Annotated in this window: 15 protein-coding genes and 1 tRNA gene; 14 read left to right on the forward strand and 2 right to left on the reverse strand. The window is 34.8% G+C overall.

The features are described 5' to 3' along the window. Positions 1-13: 13 nt before the first annotated feature. The 8 genes from ATN92_RS05730 to ATN92_RS05765 all read left to right on the forward strand — a co-directional run bounded on the left by ATN92_RS05730 (position 14) and on the right by ATN92_RS05765 (position 7,083). Positions 14-1,486: a nicotinate phosphoribosyltransferase gene (locus tag ATN92_RS05730; RefSeq protein WP_056953622.1), complete on the forward strand. Its 1,473-nt coding sequence runs from the start codon at positions 14-16 to the stop codon at positions 1,484-1,486. 3 nt (positions 1,487-1,489) lie between these two features. Next, positions 1,490-2,305, forward strand: a complete 816-nt coding sequence (gene nadE, locus ATN92_RS05735; protein ID WP_056953624.1) for an NAD(+) synthase — start codon at positions 1,490-1,492, stop codon at positions 2,303-2,305. 125 nt (positions 2,306-2,430) lie between these two features. Further along, positions 2,431-3,651 (forward strand): aminotransferase class I/II-fold pyridoxal phosphate-dependent enzyme, encoded by a 1,221-nt coding sequence (locus tag ATN92_RS05740; protein WP_087721268.1) that lies wholly within the window; start codon positions 2,431-2,433, stop codon positions 3,649-3,651. Then, the gene (locus ATN92_RS05745) at positions 3,623-5,071 is read left to right on the forward strand and encodes a glycosyltransferase family protein (protein WP_056953626.1); all 1,449 of its coding nucleotides are present in this window, start codon (positions 3,623-3,625) and stop codon (positions 5,069-5,071) included. The genes ATN92_RS05740 and ATN92_RS05745 overlap by 29 nt, the downstream gene beginning before the upstream one ends. After that, positions 5,072-6,052, forward strand: coding sequence for a glycosyltransferase family 2 protein (locus ATN92_RS05750; protein WP_056953628.1), 981 nt, complete (start codon positions 5,072-5,074; stop codon positions 6,050-6,052). A 5-nt stretch (positions 6,053-6,057) separates the two neighbouring features. Further along, positions 6,058-6,492 (forward strand): hypothetical protein, encoded by a 435-nt coding sequence (locus ATN92_RS05755; protein WP_056953631.1) that lies wholly within the window; start codon positions 6,058-6,060, stop codon positions 6,490-6,492. Between the two features lies 1 nt (position 6,493). After that, positions 6,494-6,949 carry a SprT family protein gene (locus ATN92_RS05760; protein WP_056953634.1) on the forward strand — a complete coding sequence of 152 codons (456 nt, stop codon included), beginning with the start codon at positions 6,494-6,496 and terminating at the stop codon, positions 6,947-6,949. A gap of 48 nt (positions 6,950-6,997) precedes the next feature. Further along, a tRNA-Leu gene (locus ATN92_RS05765) sits at positions 6,998-7,083 on the forward strand. A gap of 105 nt (positions 7,084-7,188) precedes the next feature. Here the strand turns inward: ATN92_RS05765 and ATN92_RS05770 are convergent. Continuing rightward, the gene (locus tag ATN92_RS05770; protein ID WP_056954041.1) at positions 7,189-8,181 is read right to left on the reverse strand and encodes a tRNA dihydrouridine synthase; all 993 of its coding nucleotides are present in this window, start codon (positions 8,179-8,181) and stop codon (positions 7,189-7,191) included. A 284-nt stretch (positions 8,182-8,465) separates the two neighbouring features. Between ATN92_RS05770 and ATN92_RS05775 the strand changes: the two genes are divergently transcribed. The 4 genes from ATN92_RS05775 (at position 8,466) to ATN92_RS05790 (ending at position 14,368) form a co-directional block, all read left to right on the forward strand. Continuing rightward, the gene (locus ATN92_RS05775) at positions 8,466-9,317 is read left to right on the forward strand and encodes a helix-turn-helix domain-containing protein (RefSeq protein ID WP_256970557.1); all 852 of its coding nucleotides are present in this window, start codon (positions 8,466-8,468) and stop codon (positions 9,315-9,317) included. A gap of 126 nt (positions 9,318-9,443) precedes the next feature. Further along, on the forward strand, positions 9,444-9,947 hold the full coding sequence (locus ATN92_RS05780) for an SLAP domain-containing protein (protein ID WP_056953636.1): 504 nt from the start codon (positions 9,444-9,446) through the stop codon (positions 9,945-9,947). Positions 9,948-10,280: 333 nt separating this feature from the next. Next, positions 10,281-10,793 (forward strand): SLAP domain-containing protein, encoded by a 513-nt coding sequence (locus ATN92_RS05785; RefSeq protein ID WP_056953637.1) that lies wholly within the window; start codon positions 10,281-10,283, stop codon positions 10,791-10,793. Positions 10,794-11,428: 635 nt separating this feature from the next. After that, positions 11,429-14,368: an SLAP domain-containing protein gene (locus ATN92_RS05790; RefSeq protein WP_056953638.1), complete on the forward strand. Its 2,940-nt coding sequence runs from the start codon at positions 11,429-11,431 to the stop codon at positions 14,366-14,368. Between the two features lie 96 nt (positions 14,369-14,464). On the opposite strand, the gene ATN92_RS05795 is transcribed toward ATN92_RS05790, so the two are convergent. Then, the gene (locus ATN92_RS05795) at positions 14,465-15,865 is read right to left on the reverse strand and encodes a hypothetical protein (RefSeq protein ID WP_056953641.1); all 1,401 of its coding nucleotides are present in this window, start codon (positions 15,863-15,865) and stop codon (positions 14,465-14,467) included. A 128-nt stretch (positions 15,866-15,993) separates the two neighbouring features. Between ATN92_RS05795 and rbsK the strand changes: the two genes are divergently transcribed. Both rbsK and ATN92_RS05805 read left to right on the forward strand, forming a co-directional pair. After that, positions 15,994-16,872 carry a ribokinase gene (gene rbsK, locus ATN92_RS05800; protein WP_056953643.1) on the forward strand — a complete coding sequence of 293 codons (879 nt, stop codon included), beginning with the start codon at positions 15,994-15,996 and terminating at the stop codon, positions 16,870-16,872. A gap of 188 nt (positions 16,873-17,060) precedes the next feature. Further along, entirely contained in the window at positions 17,061-17,261 is a 201-nt protein-coding gene (locus ATN92_RS05805; RefSeq protein ID WP_010020786.1) for a cold-shock protein, read from the forward strand. The last annotated feature ends 20 nt before the right edge of the window (positions 17,262-17,281 follow it).

Here is a 17,281-nt window from a genome sequence, read left to right on the forward strand (position 1 = left end):
TAAGGGAGTAATCATGACTCAATTTCAAGATGAAGATTTAACATTGCATACTGATTATTATGAATTAAATATGATGTATACATACTGGAAGAAAGGTTTGCACAATCGTCGTGCAGTTTTTGAAGTTTACTTCAGAAGTTTACCCTTCGACAATGGCTTTGCAGTATTTGCAGGTTTGGAACATGTCGTAGATTACTTGAAGAATCTTAGCTTTTCTGATTCAGATATTGAATACTTACGTGAATATGGGGAATATGACGAAGAATTTTTACGCTGGTTAAAGGATATGCAATTCAGTTGCACCGTTCGATCAGCTCTGGAAGGAGATTTGGTTTTCAATGAAGAACCAATCCTTCAAGTAGAAGGTCCATTGGCACAATGTCAATTGATTGAAACTGCCATCTTAAATATGGTCAATTTCCAAACTTTAATTGCTACTAAGGCAGCTCGTATTAAGACTGTTTGTGGTGATGATCCAGTTATGGAATTTGGCTCACGTCGTGCACAAGAAGTTGACGCAGCTATTTGGGGAACACGTGCAGCTTATATTGCTGGTTTTGATGCTACAAGTAATGTTCTAGCTGGTAAATTGTTTGGTATTCCTATTTCAGGAACTCATGCCCATGCATTGGTTCAAACATATCGTAATGAATACGAAGCCTTCAAAGCATATGCTACAACACATAAAGATTGTGTTTTCTTAGTTGATACTTATGACACTTTGAAGAGTGGTGTACCAAGTGCTATCAAAGTAGCTAAAGAAATGGGCGACAAGATCAACTTTGCAGGTGTCAGAATTGATTCCGGTGATATGGCGTATATTTCTAAGCGTGTTAGAAAACAACTTGATGAAGCAGGTTTTCCCAATGCAAAGATTTATGCATCAAATGACTTGGACGAGAAGACCGTACTTAACTTGAAGATGCAAGATGCTAAAATCGATGTCTGGGGTATTGGTACAAAAGTTATTACAGCCTTTGATCAACCTGCCTTGGGTGCTGTTTATAAGTTAGTAAGTATCGAGGATAATCGTGGCAACATGATGGATACTTTGAAACTCTCAAGTAACGCAGCTAAGATTTCAACACCAGGTAAGAAACAAGTATGGCGTATTACTAACAACCGTAAGAATGATAAATCTGAAGGTGACTACGTAACATTCTGGAACGAAGATCCTAGAGAACATAGTTCACTTTACATGTTCCATCCACAATATACTTACATCAATAAGACTGTTGAAGATTTCCAAGCTAAACCATTGTTACATGATATTTTTGTCGATGGTAAATTGGTTTATGATCTACCAAATGTTAAAGATATTAAAAAGTATTGCATGTCTAACTTAGATTCACTTTGGGATGAGTACAAACGTATCTTGAATCCACAAGTCTATCCAGTTGATTTATCTTCAAAACTATACAGTCATAAGATGAAGTACATCGAAAAGATCCGTAATGACGTAAACAATATTAGATTAGGTGACTAAAAAATGAGACCATTGCAAAAAGAAATTATTGAATTTGAACATACAAAACCTGAAATTGATCCTGAAACAGAAATAAGACGTTCGGTTGATTTCTTGAAAAATTATGTAAAAGAACGTAGTTTTTTGAAAACGCTAGTTCTTGGTATTTCTGGAGGACAAGATTCAACTTTAGCTGGTAAATTATCAGAAATAGCTATGACTGAACTTCGTGAGGAGACAGGCGATGATAGTTATCAATTTATCGCTGTGCGCCTACCTTATGGGGAACAAGCTGATGAATCAGATGCTATGCAAGCTATTGAATGGATGAAAGCAGACAAAGTCGTTCGAGTTAATATCAAGGATAGTGTTGACGCAATGGTTAAAGCAGTTGAGGCCAATGATTTAAATATTTCTGACTTTAACAAGGGTAATATCAAAGCTAGAACTAGAATGATTGCTCAGTATGCTATTGCCGGTGACAATAAAGGTGTTGTGGTTGGAACAGACCATGCTGCTGAAAATATTACTGGTTTCTATACTAAGTATGGTGATGGAGCTGCCGATATTACACCATTGTTCCGTCTGAATAAGCGTCAAGGTAAGTCATTACTAGAAAAGCTTGATGCACCAAAGAATCTTTATGAAAAAGTACCAACGGCTGATCTTGAGGAAGATCGTCCTAGTTTACCAGATGAGAAGGCTTTAGGAGTATCTTATAAAGATATTGACGATTACCTTGAGGGTAAGGAAATCAATCCTAAGAATGCTGAAATTATTGAAAATTGGTACAAAAAGACAGCACATAAGCGTCGTTTACCATATACAGTTTTTGATTAATCTGTTGATAATAAATATGAATTAAATTGAGGGCATTCAATTCTTTGAATGCCTTTTCTTGTAACCTGTTCTATGTGTTAGAATTAAGTTGTATTATTGTATATTTTACGAAGAGGTGTTTAACAGTGAACAATAATTTAGTTTCCCTTATGAAACCATCTGTTGTTGCAATCAAGCAGCAAGAGATTTTTAAATTCAATGCGCGCGCCAAAAGTATTCCGGGTGCGGTTAATATGACTGTTGGAGAACCTAATTTCCATACTCCGGAGCATATTAAACAAGCTGCCATCAAAGCTATTAATGATGACCAAACTCACTACACAGTTCCTGAAGGTAATCATGAGCTTTTGAATGCTGTAGCTAAATACTTGCATGATAAATATGGTTTAAATTATGATCCTAAAACCCAAATCGTGGCTACAACAGGTGTAACTGAAGGTGTCTTTTCAGCCTTTAATGCTATTTTGCAGCCAGGGGATGAAGTTTTGATCCCATCACCGGCCTTTACTATTTATGGCCCTGACGCTAATTTCAATGGGGCTTCGCCAGTTTATATCGATACTTCAGAGACTGATTTTAAAGTAACTCCTGAAGTATTGAGTGAAGTCTTAAGAACTAATCCACGTATTAAAATTTTCTTATTTAATTATCCAAGCAATCCTACAGGTGTTAGTTATACCGAAGATGAATTGATTGCCTTGGCTGAAGTTATTAAAAAACATAATATTTTCGTAATAAGTGACGAAATTTATAGTGAATTGACTTATAATTTTAAGCATATTTCATTTGGCAATATTCTTCCTGAACAGACAATTTTGTTAAATGGTTTGTCTAAATCTCATGCCATGACTGGTTGGCGTTTTGGTGTAGTTTGTGGTCCAGCTGAAGTTGTTGCTCAAATTAATAAGATTCATGAATTGGCAACTACTTCAATTACTTCAATTACTCAATTTGCAGCCTTAGAAGCATATAAGAATGGTTATGATGATCCAATTCCAATGCGTAATGAGTATCAAGCAAGACGTGATAGGCTGTTAGCTGGCTTAAATAAGCTGGGCTTTGAATGTCCTACACCAAATGGTGCCTTTTATTTGTTTACCAAGATACCTGAACAATATGTTCAAGATGATGTGAAGTTTGCAAATGACTTACTTGATAAAGAACATTTGGCTATTTTGCCAGGTAGCTTCTTCGGAATTGGAGGAGAAGGTCATTTGAGATTCAGTTATGCTGCAAGTATGGAAGATATTGACCAATGTTTATCCAAGTTAGAAGATTTTCTAACCTTAGAAAAAAACGATAGTTTAGAGGAAAAGTATGTTAAGCAAATTTCAGAGAATTATTAGCAAATTAGTGCTTATTTGCGTGGGGATCTTTACTACTGTAGTTTTTGTACAGATGGGTGAATTTTTTACATTAAATTATTTAAAACCAGAACCAGTACTAGCAATACTGGTTTTTCTTTGTGCAATTATTTTCGTTGTTGGAGTAGGTTATCTGCTTTATCGAGTTCGTGACGATGACAAAAATTTGAATAGATTGATTCTATTCAGCATGTTAGCGATTTTTGTTGTGGTAGCGATAATTTGGCTAAAAGTAGTTCCTAAGACACAGATAAGTGATTTTGGTGAGTTTTGGAATACAGCTCCTAAAGCTTTAAATGGTGGCAAAATATTTAGTTATGATAACGATTATTTTGCTAAGTGGGCCTATCAAACAGGCTTTTTAGTCTACGTTATGACGGTTGTAAAAATCTTTGGAGAACACGTTATTGCCATTCAATTATTGAACGTGGTCTATCAAGTATTGATTTTGTATTTAGCTTATTTAATTTCAATGCAAATCTTTAATAAAGTTAAAGTGGCACGGTTAACGGTCTTTCTATTAATGATTGACTTAGATTGGTTTGCTTTAAATAGTCAATCTGATAATCAATATATCGGAATGCTCTTGTTCATGTTGACATTCTACTTGATTATGCAGAACAAATATTGGACCTATGCTTTAGCCGGGCTAACTTTGGCAATTGGTAGTATTGTTCGTCCGATTGGACCAGTAATTATTGCCGGTATTTTAGTTTATGGCTTGTTATACATGTTTATTGCTAATAATAAACTTTCCTGGTCTGGACTTGGAAAAATAGTGATGACTTTGGTTATTTATCAGGTTATCTTCTCTGGGGCCAGTTTGGCAATTAAGAGTTCCGGTTTGAATTCTTATGGATTAACTAATCGTGATTCAGAATGGAAATTTGTAGTTGGATTGGATGCTTATTCAGGTGGTTCATACGATCAAAAGATGGTAGATCGTTTTGACTTGCAGGAGAGTCGTGCCAAGATGAGTGCCAAAGAACATAAGATCATCCATGAGAACATCAATAATCTTAATGCTTCTAATGGCTGGTTACGTTTGTTCTGGGCTAAGAACCGTACACTTTGGGCTGGGCGCTCAATGGCAATTGATTTCACAGAATTTGGTAAGATTCATTCATTAAGAATGGATAATTTAGTAAAATTATTAGGATACATGGGTAGTGTCATATTGATAATCTTTTCTTGGATTGGTTCATTGAGTCTATTTAAACAAAAGACTGATAACAAGATTTTCTTGATTTTATTACCATTGATGGCCTATGCCGTTGTACAATTATTAATTGAAGTTCAAGGTAGATATCGACTTGAGTTCTTGCCAGTAATAGCTATTCTGGCCGGAGTCGGTTTGTATAGCTGCTTTGACTGGATCAAATCGAGACGGGAGAAGAATTAGATGTCTGATGTATTTAAATTAAGTATCGTCGTTCCATGTTATAACGAAGAAGAAGTTTTGCATGAAACTACTAAGGAATTAACCGCTATTCTTCAAGGCTTAGTGACCGGTGATAAGATTTCTAAGGATAGTAAAATTGTTTTTGTAGACGATGGTAGTAAAGATAAAACTTGGTCGTTGATTTCTGAGTTTTCTAAAGAGTATCCTTCCGTTTCTGGTGTTAAATTAAGTCGCAATTTTGGACATCAAGGTGCGTTATTGGCTGGTGTAACGACAGCTTCAAAAGATTCTGATGCCGTTATAACGATAGATGCCGATTTGCAGGATGATGTTAATGCTATTCCTAAGATGGTTGATGAGTACTTGAATGGTGCTGAAGTTGTTTATGGAGTAAGAAATAATCGTGATACCGATACTGCTTTCAAACGTGGAACGGCTGAAATGTTCTATCGTTTCATGGGCTTCTTAGGGGTTAAATTGGTACCTGATTCAGCCGATTATCGCCTGATGAGCCAACGCGCTTGCCAAGTTTTATTGAGTTATCGAGAACGCAATTTGTTTTTACGTGGAATTGTTCCACTAGTTGGATTCAAATCAGCTAAAGTTTATTATGCTCGTAAGGAACGTTTTGCTGGTGAATCTAAATATCCACTAAAGAAAATGATCAAGTTTGCTATGGATGGAATCACTTCATTTTCAATCGTTCCAATTAAGATGATCATGGGGTTAGGCTTCTTCATCGTATTGATCAGTATCGTATTGTTGATTTATAGCTTGGTTCAAAAAATCAATGGTAACGTGGTCAATGGTTGGTCGTCACTAATGATATCCATTTGGGCACTTGGTGGTGTACAATTGATTAGTATTAGTGTGATCGGTGAATATGTCGGTAAAATCTTCAGCGAAGTTAAACAACGTCCGAGATTTACCATTGAAAGAGATATTTATACTGAAAAAACACAAGAAGAAAATAAGAGGTAACGTTTATGAATGCCGCACAAAAAAGAGCCATGCAATATGGTAATTTGATTAATAATACTGTTAATACAATTCAAGAAGAACAAGATAAGTTGAATCCAGAATTTGAAAAGATTCGTGGTGCGTTGGATCGTAGTAAAGTCGATCAACTGGATGATGTTGAATATACTAAGATTCAAAAGAATTTTGCTGATGGAACAAAAAAATATCAAGAAACTTTAGCCAAGTTGGAAAAAGGTAAGGCTCCTGCAAGATTAATGGGAACTCATATTACTTTGGTTTCAGCTTTTAGAAAGTATGTTGAAGCCTGTGCCGATATGACTGAAAGTATCGGTGATGATAAGAATATCGATCGTCATAAGTTCGATGAATCAGAAAAAGGCCAAGATGAAGCTATGGATAAATTCTCAAAATTAATTCAAAAGTTAACTAATTTGGCTTAATATGAATAATTCAGATTTAAATGAATTAGTAAAAAAGGTTTCCCAAGAATATTTTGGGAAACCTTTTGTTCATCAAGCATATTTTAATAGTCGTCTCAAAACAACAGGCGGTCGTTTTCACTTGAAAGATCGAAACATCGATATTAACCCCAAAATTTATCAGCAATTTGGTTATGATACTTTAGTTGGAGTCATTAAACATGAATTGTGTCATTATCATCTTTATAATGACGGATTACCAGCTCAGCATCGGGATCATAGTTTCAAAGTTTTATTGAAGCAAGTTGGAGGATTGAGATATTCACCAATTCAAAGCCAAGCCAAAAAGAAGAGTTATCATCTTTATCAATGCGTTAAATGTCAGACACAATATATCCGTGTCAGAAGAATCGATACTAAGAGGTTTGTTTGTGGTAAATGCCATGGGAAGCTTGAGTATTTAAGGGATATTAAATAATAATCTTGATAATTTTTTTGATTATATGTATAATATTCTCTGTTGCATGCGGGTATGGCGGAATTGGCAGACGCGCAAGACTAAGGATCTTGTGGAGAATTATCTCCGTGGAAGTTCGAATCTTCTTACCCGCACTACTAAAGTAGTTGGACGATTGTCTGGCTGCTTTTTTTGTTTCTTCGGTGCAAAAAGTGTGCAAAAAAATATCTGACCGGTTAATTAAAACGGTCAGATATTTTTTATTTGTTTTGAAAATCATCTAAAATTTGACGAACCTCATCAGTTGATTTGGCATTCATCATTTCATTACGTAAATCAGTAGCACCTAATTCCGGACGAGCATAAATTTTAAAGAAACGCTTCAATGATGGAAAACGGGGTACATCGTAATGTTGAGAAAAATCATCGAAGAGATCCAATTGCAAACGAAGAAGATTCAATAATTCGTTTAAAGGATGTTCTTGTGGAACCTTTTCAAAGGCAAATGGATTAGCAAAAACACCGCGACCAATCATGATTCCATCAAGGCCAGGATGTTTTTTAGCTAAATCGACACCTGCTTGAAAATCTGGAATGTCACCATTGATTTGTAATAGAGTGTCGGGTGAAATTTCATCACGCATTTTTATCAAATCATCAATAACCTCAAAATGAGCTGGAACTTTACTCATTTCCATCTTTGTTCTCAAATGAACGGTTAAAAGTTCAACATGTTGATTAAGTAGATGAGGAATCCATTCCTTATATTCTGTTAGTTTACTATATCCTAAGCGGGTTTTAATGCTGACAGCCAATCCGGAGTTTTTGGCTGCTGTGACGATACCATCGATTTTTTCAGGGTTACGAATCAAGAAAGTGCCTCCATGATTCTTAATGACTGTTTTATCAGGGCAACCGGTATTAATATCAATGGCTTTAAAACCTTTATCTTTTAAAGCTAGAGCGCCGTTTTCAAAATCTTCGGGAACATCACCCCAAAGTTGAACTACAGGATAAGTTTTTTCACGAGAATCAATATACAAACGACCATCAACCGGGAACTTAGTAGTGGGATCAGTAATTCCTTTAGCATAGACAAATTCACTGAAAAAAATGTCCGGCGCACTGGCATGAGCAATGACTTGTCTGAAAACAGTATTGCTAACTGCTTCCATCGGTGCCATTGAGAAGAAAGGACGTTTTTCTTTTTTAGCTTGATTAGCTATTTGTGACCAAAATGTTTTTGTCACGATTGGTTCCTCCTTATTAAAATCACAATACACTTATGATACTAGTTTCTGATTTATGACGCTAATATCTAAACTTAAGCGATTTTGGGCCTTAGACCAATTATTGTAAATAAAAAATTAATTCGACAAAATTTTACAAAAGGAATACTAAAAAGCCTGTGCCATATAGGTTTTAATCGAATTTTATATTAAAATTTGTTTAGAACTTAATATATTTATTTTTAACAAATGAATATATTTATTAATGAGGTGTTATAGTAATATTGATTAATATCAATATTAGACAGATGGGAGTGTTGTTCTTGTTTCTTGGATCTATTATTTATAATAAAAGACGAGAAATGAATTTGACGCAAATAGAGCTTGCCAACGATATTTGCACTCAAAACACTATTAGTAAAATTGAGAAACACAATATAGCACCAACGGTTAACATTTTAATTAAGATATGTCTCAAATTAAATTTGTCATTAAACGATGTGTTCAGTGATTTTGCTGATAAGAATTCAGATAAAGGTGAAAGTATCTTAGATAAAATCGAAAAGGATGCTTTAATGGGTGAATTAACGGATATCGACAATAAGTTATCTGTTTTGCAAGGAAAATTGACCAATAATGATATGAAACAATATGAGTTGATTACTGGTGTTGTAGATTATCAGAAGAATCATATTGATAATTCACTTTTCACCTTAGATAAAGTTTTGCAACTAACTAAATCCGCAGATGATGATGTTTATACATTATTAGCTTATTTGTTTAAAGGTTTAGGTTATTTGAGTCAAAATCATATCGATCGAGCACAGTATTATTTTCAAATGATCAGTGATGCTCTGAAGGAGAGTACTGATATTCAAAATGCCAATGAGTTAGAAGTACTTTTTGTCTGCAAGACACTTGCAAATTCTTATAACTCTATGAAGCTTTATAAAAAGGCATACCAATTTAGTCGTTGTGGATTGAATTACGCTCAAGAAAAGCATATTTCTTATTTTCTTGACGAATTGAATTATGGTGCGGCCTTGGCTGTAAAAGGTAAAGATGATAAATCGGAAGAGTATGAGGATTATCTCAATCTTGCATATTATTTAGCGAAAGCTAATCATAATGAGGAGTTATTAACTGTTATAAACCACTAAGAATATTCTTAATGGTTTATTTTTTTACTGGTATTTTTCTAAATAGAAGACGTACATATTTTTTGTAAAAAATGTTTAAACAAATTATACTGAGCTTGGTCTAAGGAGACTAAGGAAGTATAAATTATGAAAAGAAAAGTGATAGTGGCCGTTTTGGTAGCACTAATGAGCTTTACTTTTTCAATTTTATCTCTCCAAAGTGTCAAGGCTGAATCCGTAACTAATGGTAGTTATGTTGAAGTAGATGTAAATAAAGCTGAACTCTATAATTCATTAGGCCGAAAACTTGGTGTTTATGAGCCAAAGAACAGCGATTGGTACCTTGGTAAAACAATTGAAATTTCTGGGAAGGATTTTTATCAAGTAGCTACGGATGAGTATTTAAGTGAAAATGATAGCTATGTCTACCACAATAGACCGGAAGTGATTACCTTAACTAAGGATTCTGATGTACCGGTTTATAATAGCAAACTAGTTGAGAGTACTAGTGTTACATTAGCACCTGGAACATCTTGGTATTCAGACCGTGTTATTTATGCATCGGGCGGAATGCCGTTCGTTCGGGTGGCAACGGATGAATACGTTGGAATGTGGTACGTTGTTCAACAAAAATTTGTTCAAAGAGTCTAGTTCTAAAGAAAAAGGATGCCCATTTTTATTAATGGAACATCCTTTTTTTTATAAAAAAATCTTATATTTTAATAATGCCTTTAGATCGGCTTGGAATATCGCTTATATAAAAAAATTAATAAAAGTATATGTCATTAGGGACAAATATATGTTGAAAATTTTGCCGAATCCTTGTACTATTAAGTTGCCTATAAAATGCCAATAAAAGATATGGGTAAATGTGTGAATTTAATATAGATTTATTTTATATACAAGAATCAATCTTATGTATGCTATTTTTATGCCAAAAAATAGCGGGGAAATTATTTTATTAGATATAGAGAGGAAAAAATCATGAAGAAAACAATCGCCTTTTTAGTATGTGCATTATTAGGAAGTAGTGTCGCTGCAACAACTGCAATGACAGATGTTAACGCTGAATCAGTAACTAAGGGGAACTATGCAGAAGTTACACAAACTACTAATATGTATGATCAAAATGGTAATAAGACTGATACTTCCGTTCAAAAAGATAGTACATGGAAGGTAAACAAATTACAAAAGATCAACGGAAATGATTACTTCCAAGTTGCTCCTAATCAATTTTTGAGTACAGAGGATAGTTTTGCATACAAAAAACGCCAGATGACTATTAAGGTTCAATCATCTGACGATAAGGATGCAGTACGTGTTTATGATCATAATTTGAAACAAAGAACAGACGTATCACTTGTGTCCGGAACTAAATGGTACTCCGACTCTGCAATTTATACGTCTCAAGGAATGCCTTTTTTAAGAGTTGCTACAGATATGTACGTTGCCATGTTTGACGTTACTGAACAACAATATAAAGCTTCCATCAATTAATTTAATATTCTGTGTGTGAATTATTAATTCAAGATGTTTGTGGTATGCCGACCACTCACATCTTTTTTTATTTTATATATCAATCTCATGTACACTGCCATATGTACGTTTAATTTTTATTAGATATATGAGGTGTTTCCTTATTACAAGAGATAGTGTACTATCGATTCACTTCTGTTTGGATTCACTTTTTGTAAAAAACTTTTTCCTGAAGTGGAATAAAATTAAGAAACATAAATAAAGCGTGTTAAATTCAATTAAATAAATTATAAATGGATGTAATGGTCTAGTCCTCACTGCAATAATACTCTTAACGATGGTTAATTGGTATATTCCAGTGAGGACTTTTTATTTTTCATAGTATTACGGGTAAGTTTTGAAAACATTGGTAGAAATTAATTAATAATGCAAATTATTATGTATTTCTTATCGTCAAAAATTTTCGTGATATAAAAATAGTTATGGAGATTTGTGGCTTAGACGAAAGGTCTATTCAACATAGAAATCACAATAAAGCTTGCTGCTATTGGCATATAAACACTTTCTTATCAAATATATAGTGATTCATATCTTTGGTATATGGACTGCCTATGACTTAATATCTGTCGTGAAATATGGAAAAGAGTGATGGAGATATGTTATTAAATAAAAAATGCGTATATTTAGGAGCTTCATTATTTTCAGCGGTAACTTTAGCGTCATTGTCTAATCAGACGGTAAAGGCCGATACAACAGGCGACAATGCCTCGACCACTAGTACCACCAGCACTACGTCTAATAAGGTTACTTCAGCTACGACTGAACCAGTTAGTGCAACGACCTCGAATACAACTCAGGTTGCTGTGGCCCATTCCACAACTTCTGGAATAAAACCAGCTAGTGCTACTTTGGTTACACCGAAATCTACAACAATTTCAACAGTGTCACCTACTACGGAAACTAATGCAACTACAAGTAAGCCGGTTACTTTGACTGCCGAAGCAAGCACTACGGTATCAGGATCTGCTTTGACAAGTAATAAGGCTACTGAACCAGCTACTGTTCCCACAACAAGCAAGCCAGTTACTTCGACTTCTACTATTAATTTAAATCGTGGAGCTACAACGACAACACCAGTTTCGCCAATGCTTGCAACTAAATCAACGACTAGCTCTAGTACTATAACTCCAACTTCAGCAAGTTCTTATACCTTACCAAACAATGTGTCTGACAGCACGGAGGTTAACTTCACTGATCCATTTTTGAATTATATGGTCAAAAGTGAATTTGGATTGAAATCGACAGATCCATTAACAGTAAGTGATGTTAAAAATTTTGGTGGTAATATATTGAATTTGGTAGGTGATTTCTATTATGGAAATATGCCTAATACTGTTACAAATACCTATGTAACGAGTTTTGATGGAATGCAATATTTAAATTATTTGCCAGCAGGAACGGATGTTGCTTTATCGGTTAATGTTTCTTCAGCGCCAACTTCTAATCTCGACTTGACGCCGATGAATGGGTTGAAATTTGAATCACTTGACTTATTTGGAAATTATAGTGATCCAGCATATAAGGAAATTTCACTCAGTCAATTGTCTAAGTTAAATATTAGTGATGTAGACGAGTTGGGACTTCATGGTACTGGAAGCATTGCCATCAATGATGGAATTAATAATCAGGAGTTGAAAATGATAGCACCAACTCTTGTAGAAATTGCTAACAAGGGTGGAGCTATTTATTTGGGTAATTCTTCAATTACTGATTTTTCACCATTGAATGGAATTGATAAAACAAAGCCAGCTTATTTAAATATCATCAATAATGTTTATGATCCAAATCCGGTTTATGCAGTGGACAAGCAACCAATCAGTTTTACAGCTGAGCATGTTACGGGGCTTTATGGGACTGATTTGTCGTCAGGATACAATTATTCGAGTTCTGTCCCAGCAGAGGATTTGGATGATGGAGATTTGGAACATGTCAGTGGGGATGAGTATAAATTGGTTAATGCTGATAGTTCTGCAAAGAATTTAGTCTACGGATATTTAAATGATTATTCGAAATCCGATTCTTATATCCATACGACTTACGGTAATGTTAGTTTCATTTATGCTGGCACAATGGCCCGTCCGATTATTTGGCAAGCTCATCCCACTGTAACGCTCAATTATGAAAATGAGGACGGTTCGCCAATAGCTGTTAACGGATCTGACTTAACTAAAGTGGTTGATGGAACAACAATTGGTGATTCTTATGACCTTACTGCCGATACAAATTTGGCAGGTTACACTTTTGTGGGAGATCCTTATGCGTTGAAGGGAACCTATTCGCAAGATCCACAAGTCATTGATTTGAAATTCAGAGCTAATCCAGTGGTTACACCACTAGTAAATGGAGTTACAACTACAGCAGCTAAACCAATCTCTATTACTAGGGGTGACGTTGATTTGAATGTCTTAGCTGTTTCTAATAAGCCAGTTTATACTTATGATTCAACTGGAAAACCAACTGGTAAAGAAGTTATTTTAACAGATACTACTATTAAAGAGTCAGCTGAAATAAATGGTGACTTATATTATAAGATTGGACCAGATGAATGGGTCTTGGCTGATGAATTTAATCCTTATACGACTGATGATGGGATAGCAAAAACATTTGATGAATCATATACTCCATTAGTCGATTCTACGGGCAAAACAATTGATTTGACGTTGGGACCCAGTACTTTTTGGAAATACGATAAGGTCGTTGAAATTAAGGGTAATAAGTATTACGAAGTTGGAACCAACAATTTCTTAGCAATCGATAAGAGTTTGCCATTTATACCAGTTAGCGACTTGAATTTGACAGTTAAGGATGCTGCGGTAGTTTATGATTCTAAAGGCGAAAAGGTAGGTAAAGTTTTACCAAGTAGCAGTAATTGGAGAACTGATGGTATAGCTGTTATTGGGGGCATACCAATGTACCATGTCGGTGCTAATGAATGGGTCGACGCTCAATCTGTAAATACTTATCAACCAGTTAACTTTATATACCATAATATTTATTCAACCTATATTTATAACAGGGATGGACAGATGACTATGGAGATGCTTAGTCCTAAAACATCTTGGAAAGTAGATAGAATTGTTTATATTAATGGTTCTAGGTTTTATCGTGTTGGTGTTAATGAATACGTTATGGACTACACGACGGACACATCCAGCAGCATGGGAGTATTCATTTCTACACCTGAATCAAAAGTTCATGTAGCTAAGGAAGCACATCTCTATGATGAAAGAGGTGCGGCTTTAACCAAGACAGTATCTGCTGGTAGTATTTTGTCAACTGATGGTTATGAGAATATCGGTGGTCAAATGATGTACCGTGTAGGAAATGATGAGTTTGTTAGTTTCAAAGATTTACAATCTTATACTGTAGAAAAAAATGTGGTTTCCGTGGCAGTCAATACACCGCTCTATGATAGTAAGGGTGAACTTCTAGACGTATTCCTTCCGATGAATAGTTTATGGAGATGCGATAAAATTGTAACAATTGGTGGTCACAGGTATATTCGTGTTGCAACGGATGAATTTATTAAAGAATAATTTGGAACGAAAAAAGCCGATTGAACTCAATAGCGAGCTCGATCGGCTTTTTGTGTACGGTATGTTTAATGAAATTATTAACCATACAAAATATTTTTACTTATTATCTTTTGCTTGAATCAATTTAACTTTTTTTAGAATTTGTTTATCGAAAGCACGCATGTAATCGTCATGAGTCTTAAATTTCTTACCTTTTAATTTGCGCATGGCGTCGGTCCAATCCCAATAGTTGATTGGAATCATGTTACGATCTTTATTCTTAACGTATAACTCAGAGAAGTTATTGTCATTTTGAATTGGAGCTGTTAACCAAATGTACTTATCGCTTCTATATTGTAAGAAGTATTGGTCGTCACGAGTAATAGTATTTTGATATTGTGAATATTGAATTTGCATATCAAAGGTCTTGCCGTAATCGTGTGATAGGTAATCCATACGGACGCCTAGACAAAGTGTCAATAAAGCAAATACTGGTAGAAGAATTTTTTCGTAATTGTTAAAGAAAATATCTAAATTGATGGTGAAAATTGTAACTAAGAAGACGTAACTAGCAAACATACATCTTGAACCAAATGGTGATACGACGATGAATGGGGCAATGGCTACGTAAGTTGATAGTAGTAATGCAAAGTTAGCAATTTTTTGTTTAGTGTTATTAATTTTAAGACTGTAAAGAATCATAAAGATGGTAAATGCCAATACCAATGTACCAACGACAATCAAATGTTTTGGTGTATAAGTAATCTTTAAGTAATTGAAGAGGGTATCTTTAGAACCATTGCTTACAGAACGGTAGGCATCTGAACCTAAGAGAATTTTGATGTAAGCTCCATTGATGAACATTAGGATGGCACCAAGAATATTACCAGCTAAGATAAGATTCAAGACTTTTTTGAATTGTTCACCAAAATGTTTTCTGAAGAAGATCCAAACTAAAACAACATTAAAGCAGTTTAATAAGGTGATATGTTCAGCAAAGAATTGTGTAGCTACTGAAGCTAAGAAAATAAGAATCATACTTGTTCGATAATAATGAACATTTTTATTGTCATAATTCTTTAGAACTAAATAAAGTAGAAATAGTGGGAAAATTGCTGAAGGTAAGTAGTTAGCAAACCCAGCATGCCAACCCAAGATTTGTTTGAAAATCATAACCGGACTTAAAAGAATAAGTGCAGCCGCTAAGGCTGATGAAACTAAACCGATATTTTTTTCAGGTGTAATTTGTTCACGAATCTTTTGAATCAGATAGACAATGGTTGTGGGGAAGATCCCATAGGCCATGAAAGCAACCGGCTTGATTTTAGTCATACTGATAACTAAAAGGTCTCCCAGATAGCGACCATCATAATAGGTAAAGATTCCATGTGGGAAATAGTTACTTCCAAAGTAGGTTCCCCAGTGTAAATCGTCACCAAGAAGCGGCATCCAAAGACCAATTAGGCCGAAGATGATAAATAATATGAAATAAAAACTGAGTTTAGCTGTTCTTGTCATAATACATCCTTTGAAGTTTCTTTTACTAAGGATATATTTTATCATGATTTACACCAATATGAATCCCTACTTGCAGTAAATAACTTCATATTGATAAGATTATTAAAAATAATAAGGTGGATGGAATTATGAAAAAGATTGTTGTACTAGGTTCAATTAATGTGGATACTATTTTAAATATTCCACGATTACCTTTACCAGGTGAAACTATGGCAATGGGTGATCAATCCACTGCCGGCGGTGGAAAGGGTGCTAATCAGGCGATTGCTGCAGTTCGTGCCGGTGCAGAAACGACCTTCATAGCTAAAGTGGGAAAGGATCATTCAGCAGATTTTATGTTGGATACTTTCAAAAAAGATGGTTTAAAAACGGATCACATTACGGTTGATTCAAAAGCTGGTACAGGTAAAGCCTATATTCTATTAGATGAAAAAGGTCAAAACAGTATTTTAATTTATGGTGGTGCTAATCAAACTATTACAGTAGACGATGTGGAAAATGCTCGGGATGCAATTGAAAATGCCGATTGTTTAATTTCTCAATTTGAAACACCATTGGCTGCAACATTGGCTGCTTTCCAAATTGCCAAGAAAAATAATGTTGTAACAATATTGAATCCGGCACCAGCAAAAACCGATATTATTGTTCCAAATGAAACTGAAGCAGGCGCTATAACAGGCATAAAGACGGTCGATAGAAAATCAATTATAAATTCTGCCATTAAATTGAATAAAATGGGCATAAAGCGTGTTATAATAACTGTTGGTAGCAGGGGATCGCTTTATTACACTGATGGTAAAGAATCTTTTGTGGACGCTTACAAAGTTTCTGCGGTTGACACGACTGCAGCTGGTGATACATTCATTGGTTATTTAGCCGCTAAGTTGGATTCCGACTTAGCTAATATGGTTGAAGCAATGAGGTTTGCTAGCAAGGCCTCGTCAATGGCAGTTCAAGTAAAAGGTGCACAGAATTCAATTCCTTACGTTGATGATGTAAAAATTTAAACGTTTATAGGGGAAACTTATATATACTTGATTGTAATAAGTTGTTAATCATGTTACTATAGTAGTTGTATTTTTGAATGGTGAATGGTTCGGATGGTTTGAATGTTTCGTACTTTAGACTTTCTTCCATAATGTACCACGATATAATGCACAACTAATATATTATTTATTTTCAGGAGGATTCTCTTATGGAACACGGAACAGTTAAATGGTTTAACGCAGAAAAAGGCTATGGTTTTATTACTCGCGAAGACGGTAGTGACGTATTTGTTCACTTCTCAGCTATTCAAGGCGACGGTTACAAGACCCTTGAAGAAGGCCAAGCAGTTACTTTCGATATCGAAGATAGCGATCGCGGACCACAAGCTTCAAACGTTGTTAAGGACTAATTAAATAAAACTTTAATAAA

The sequence above is a fragment of the Companilactobacillus bobalius genome, from assembly GCF_009764355.1.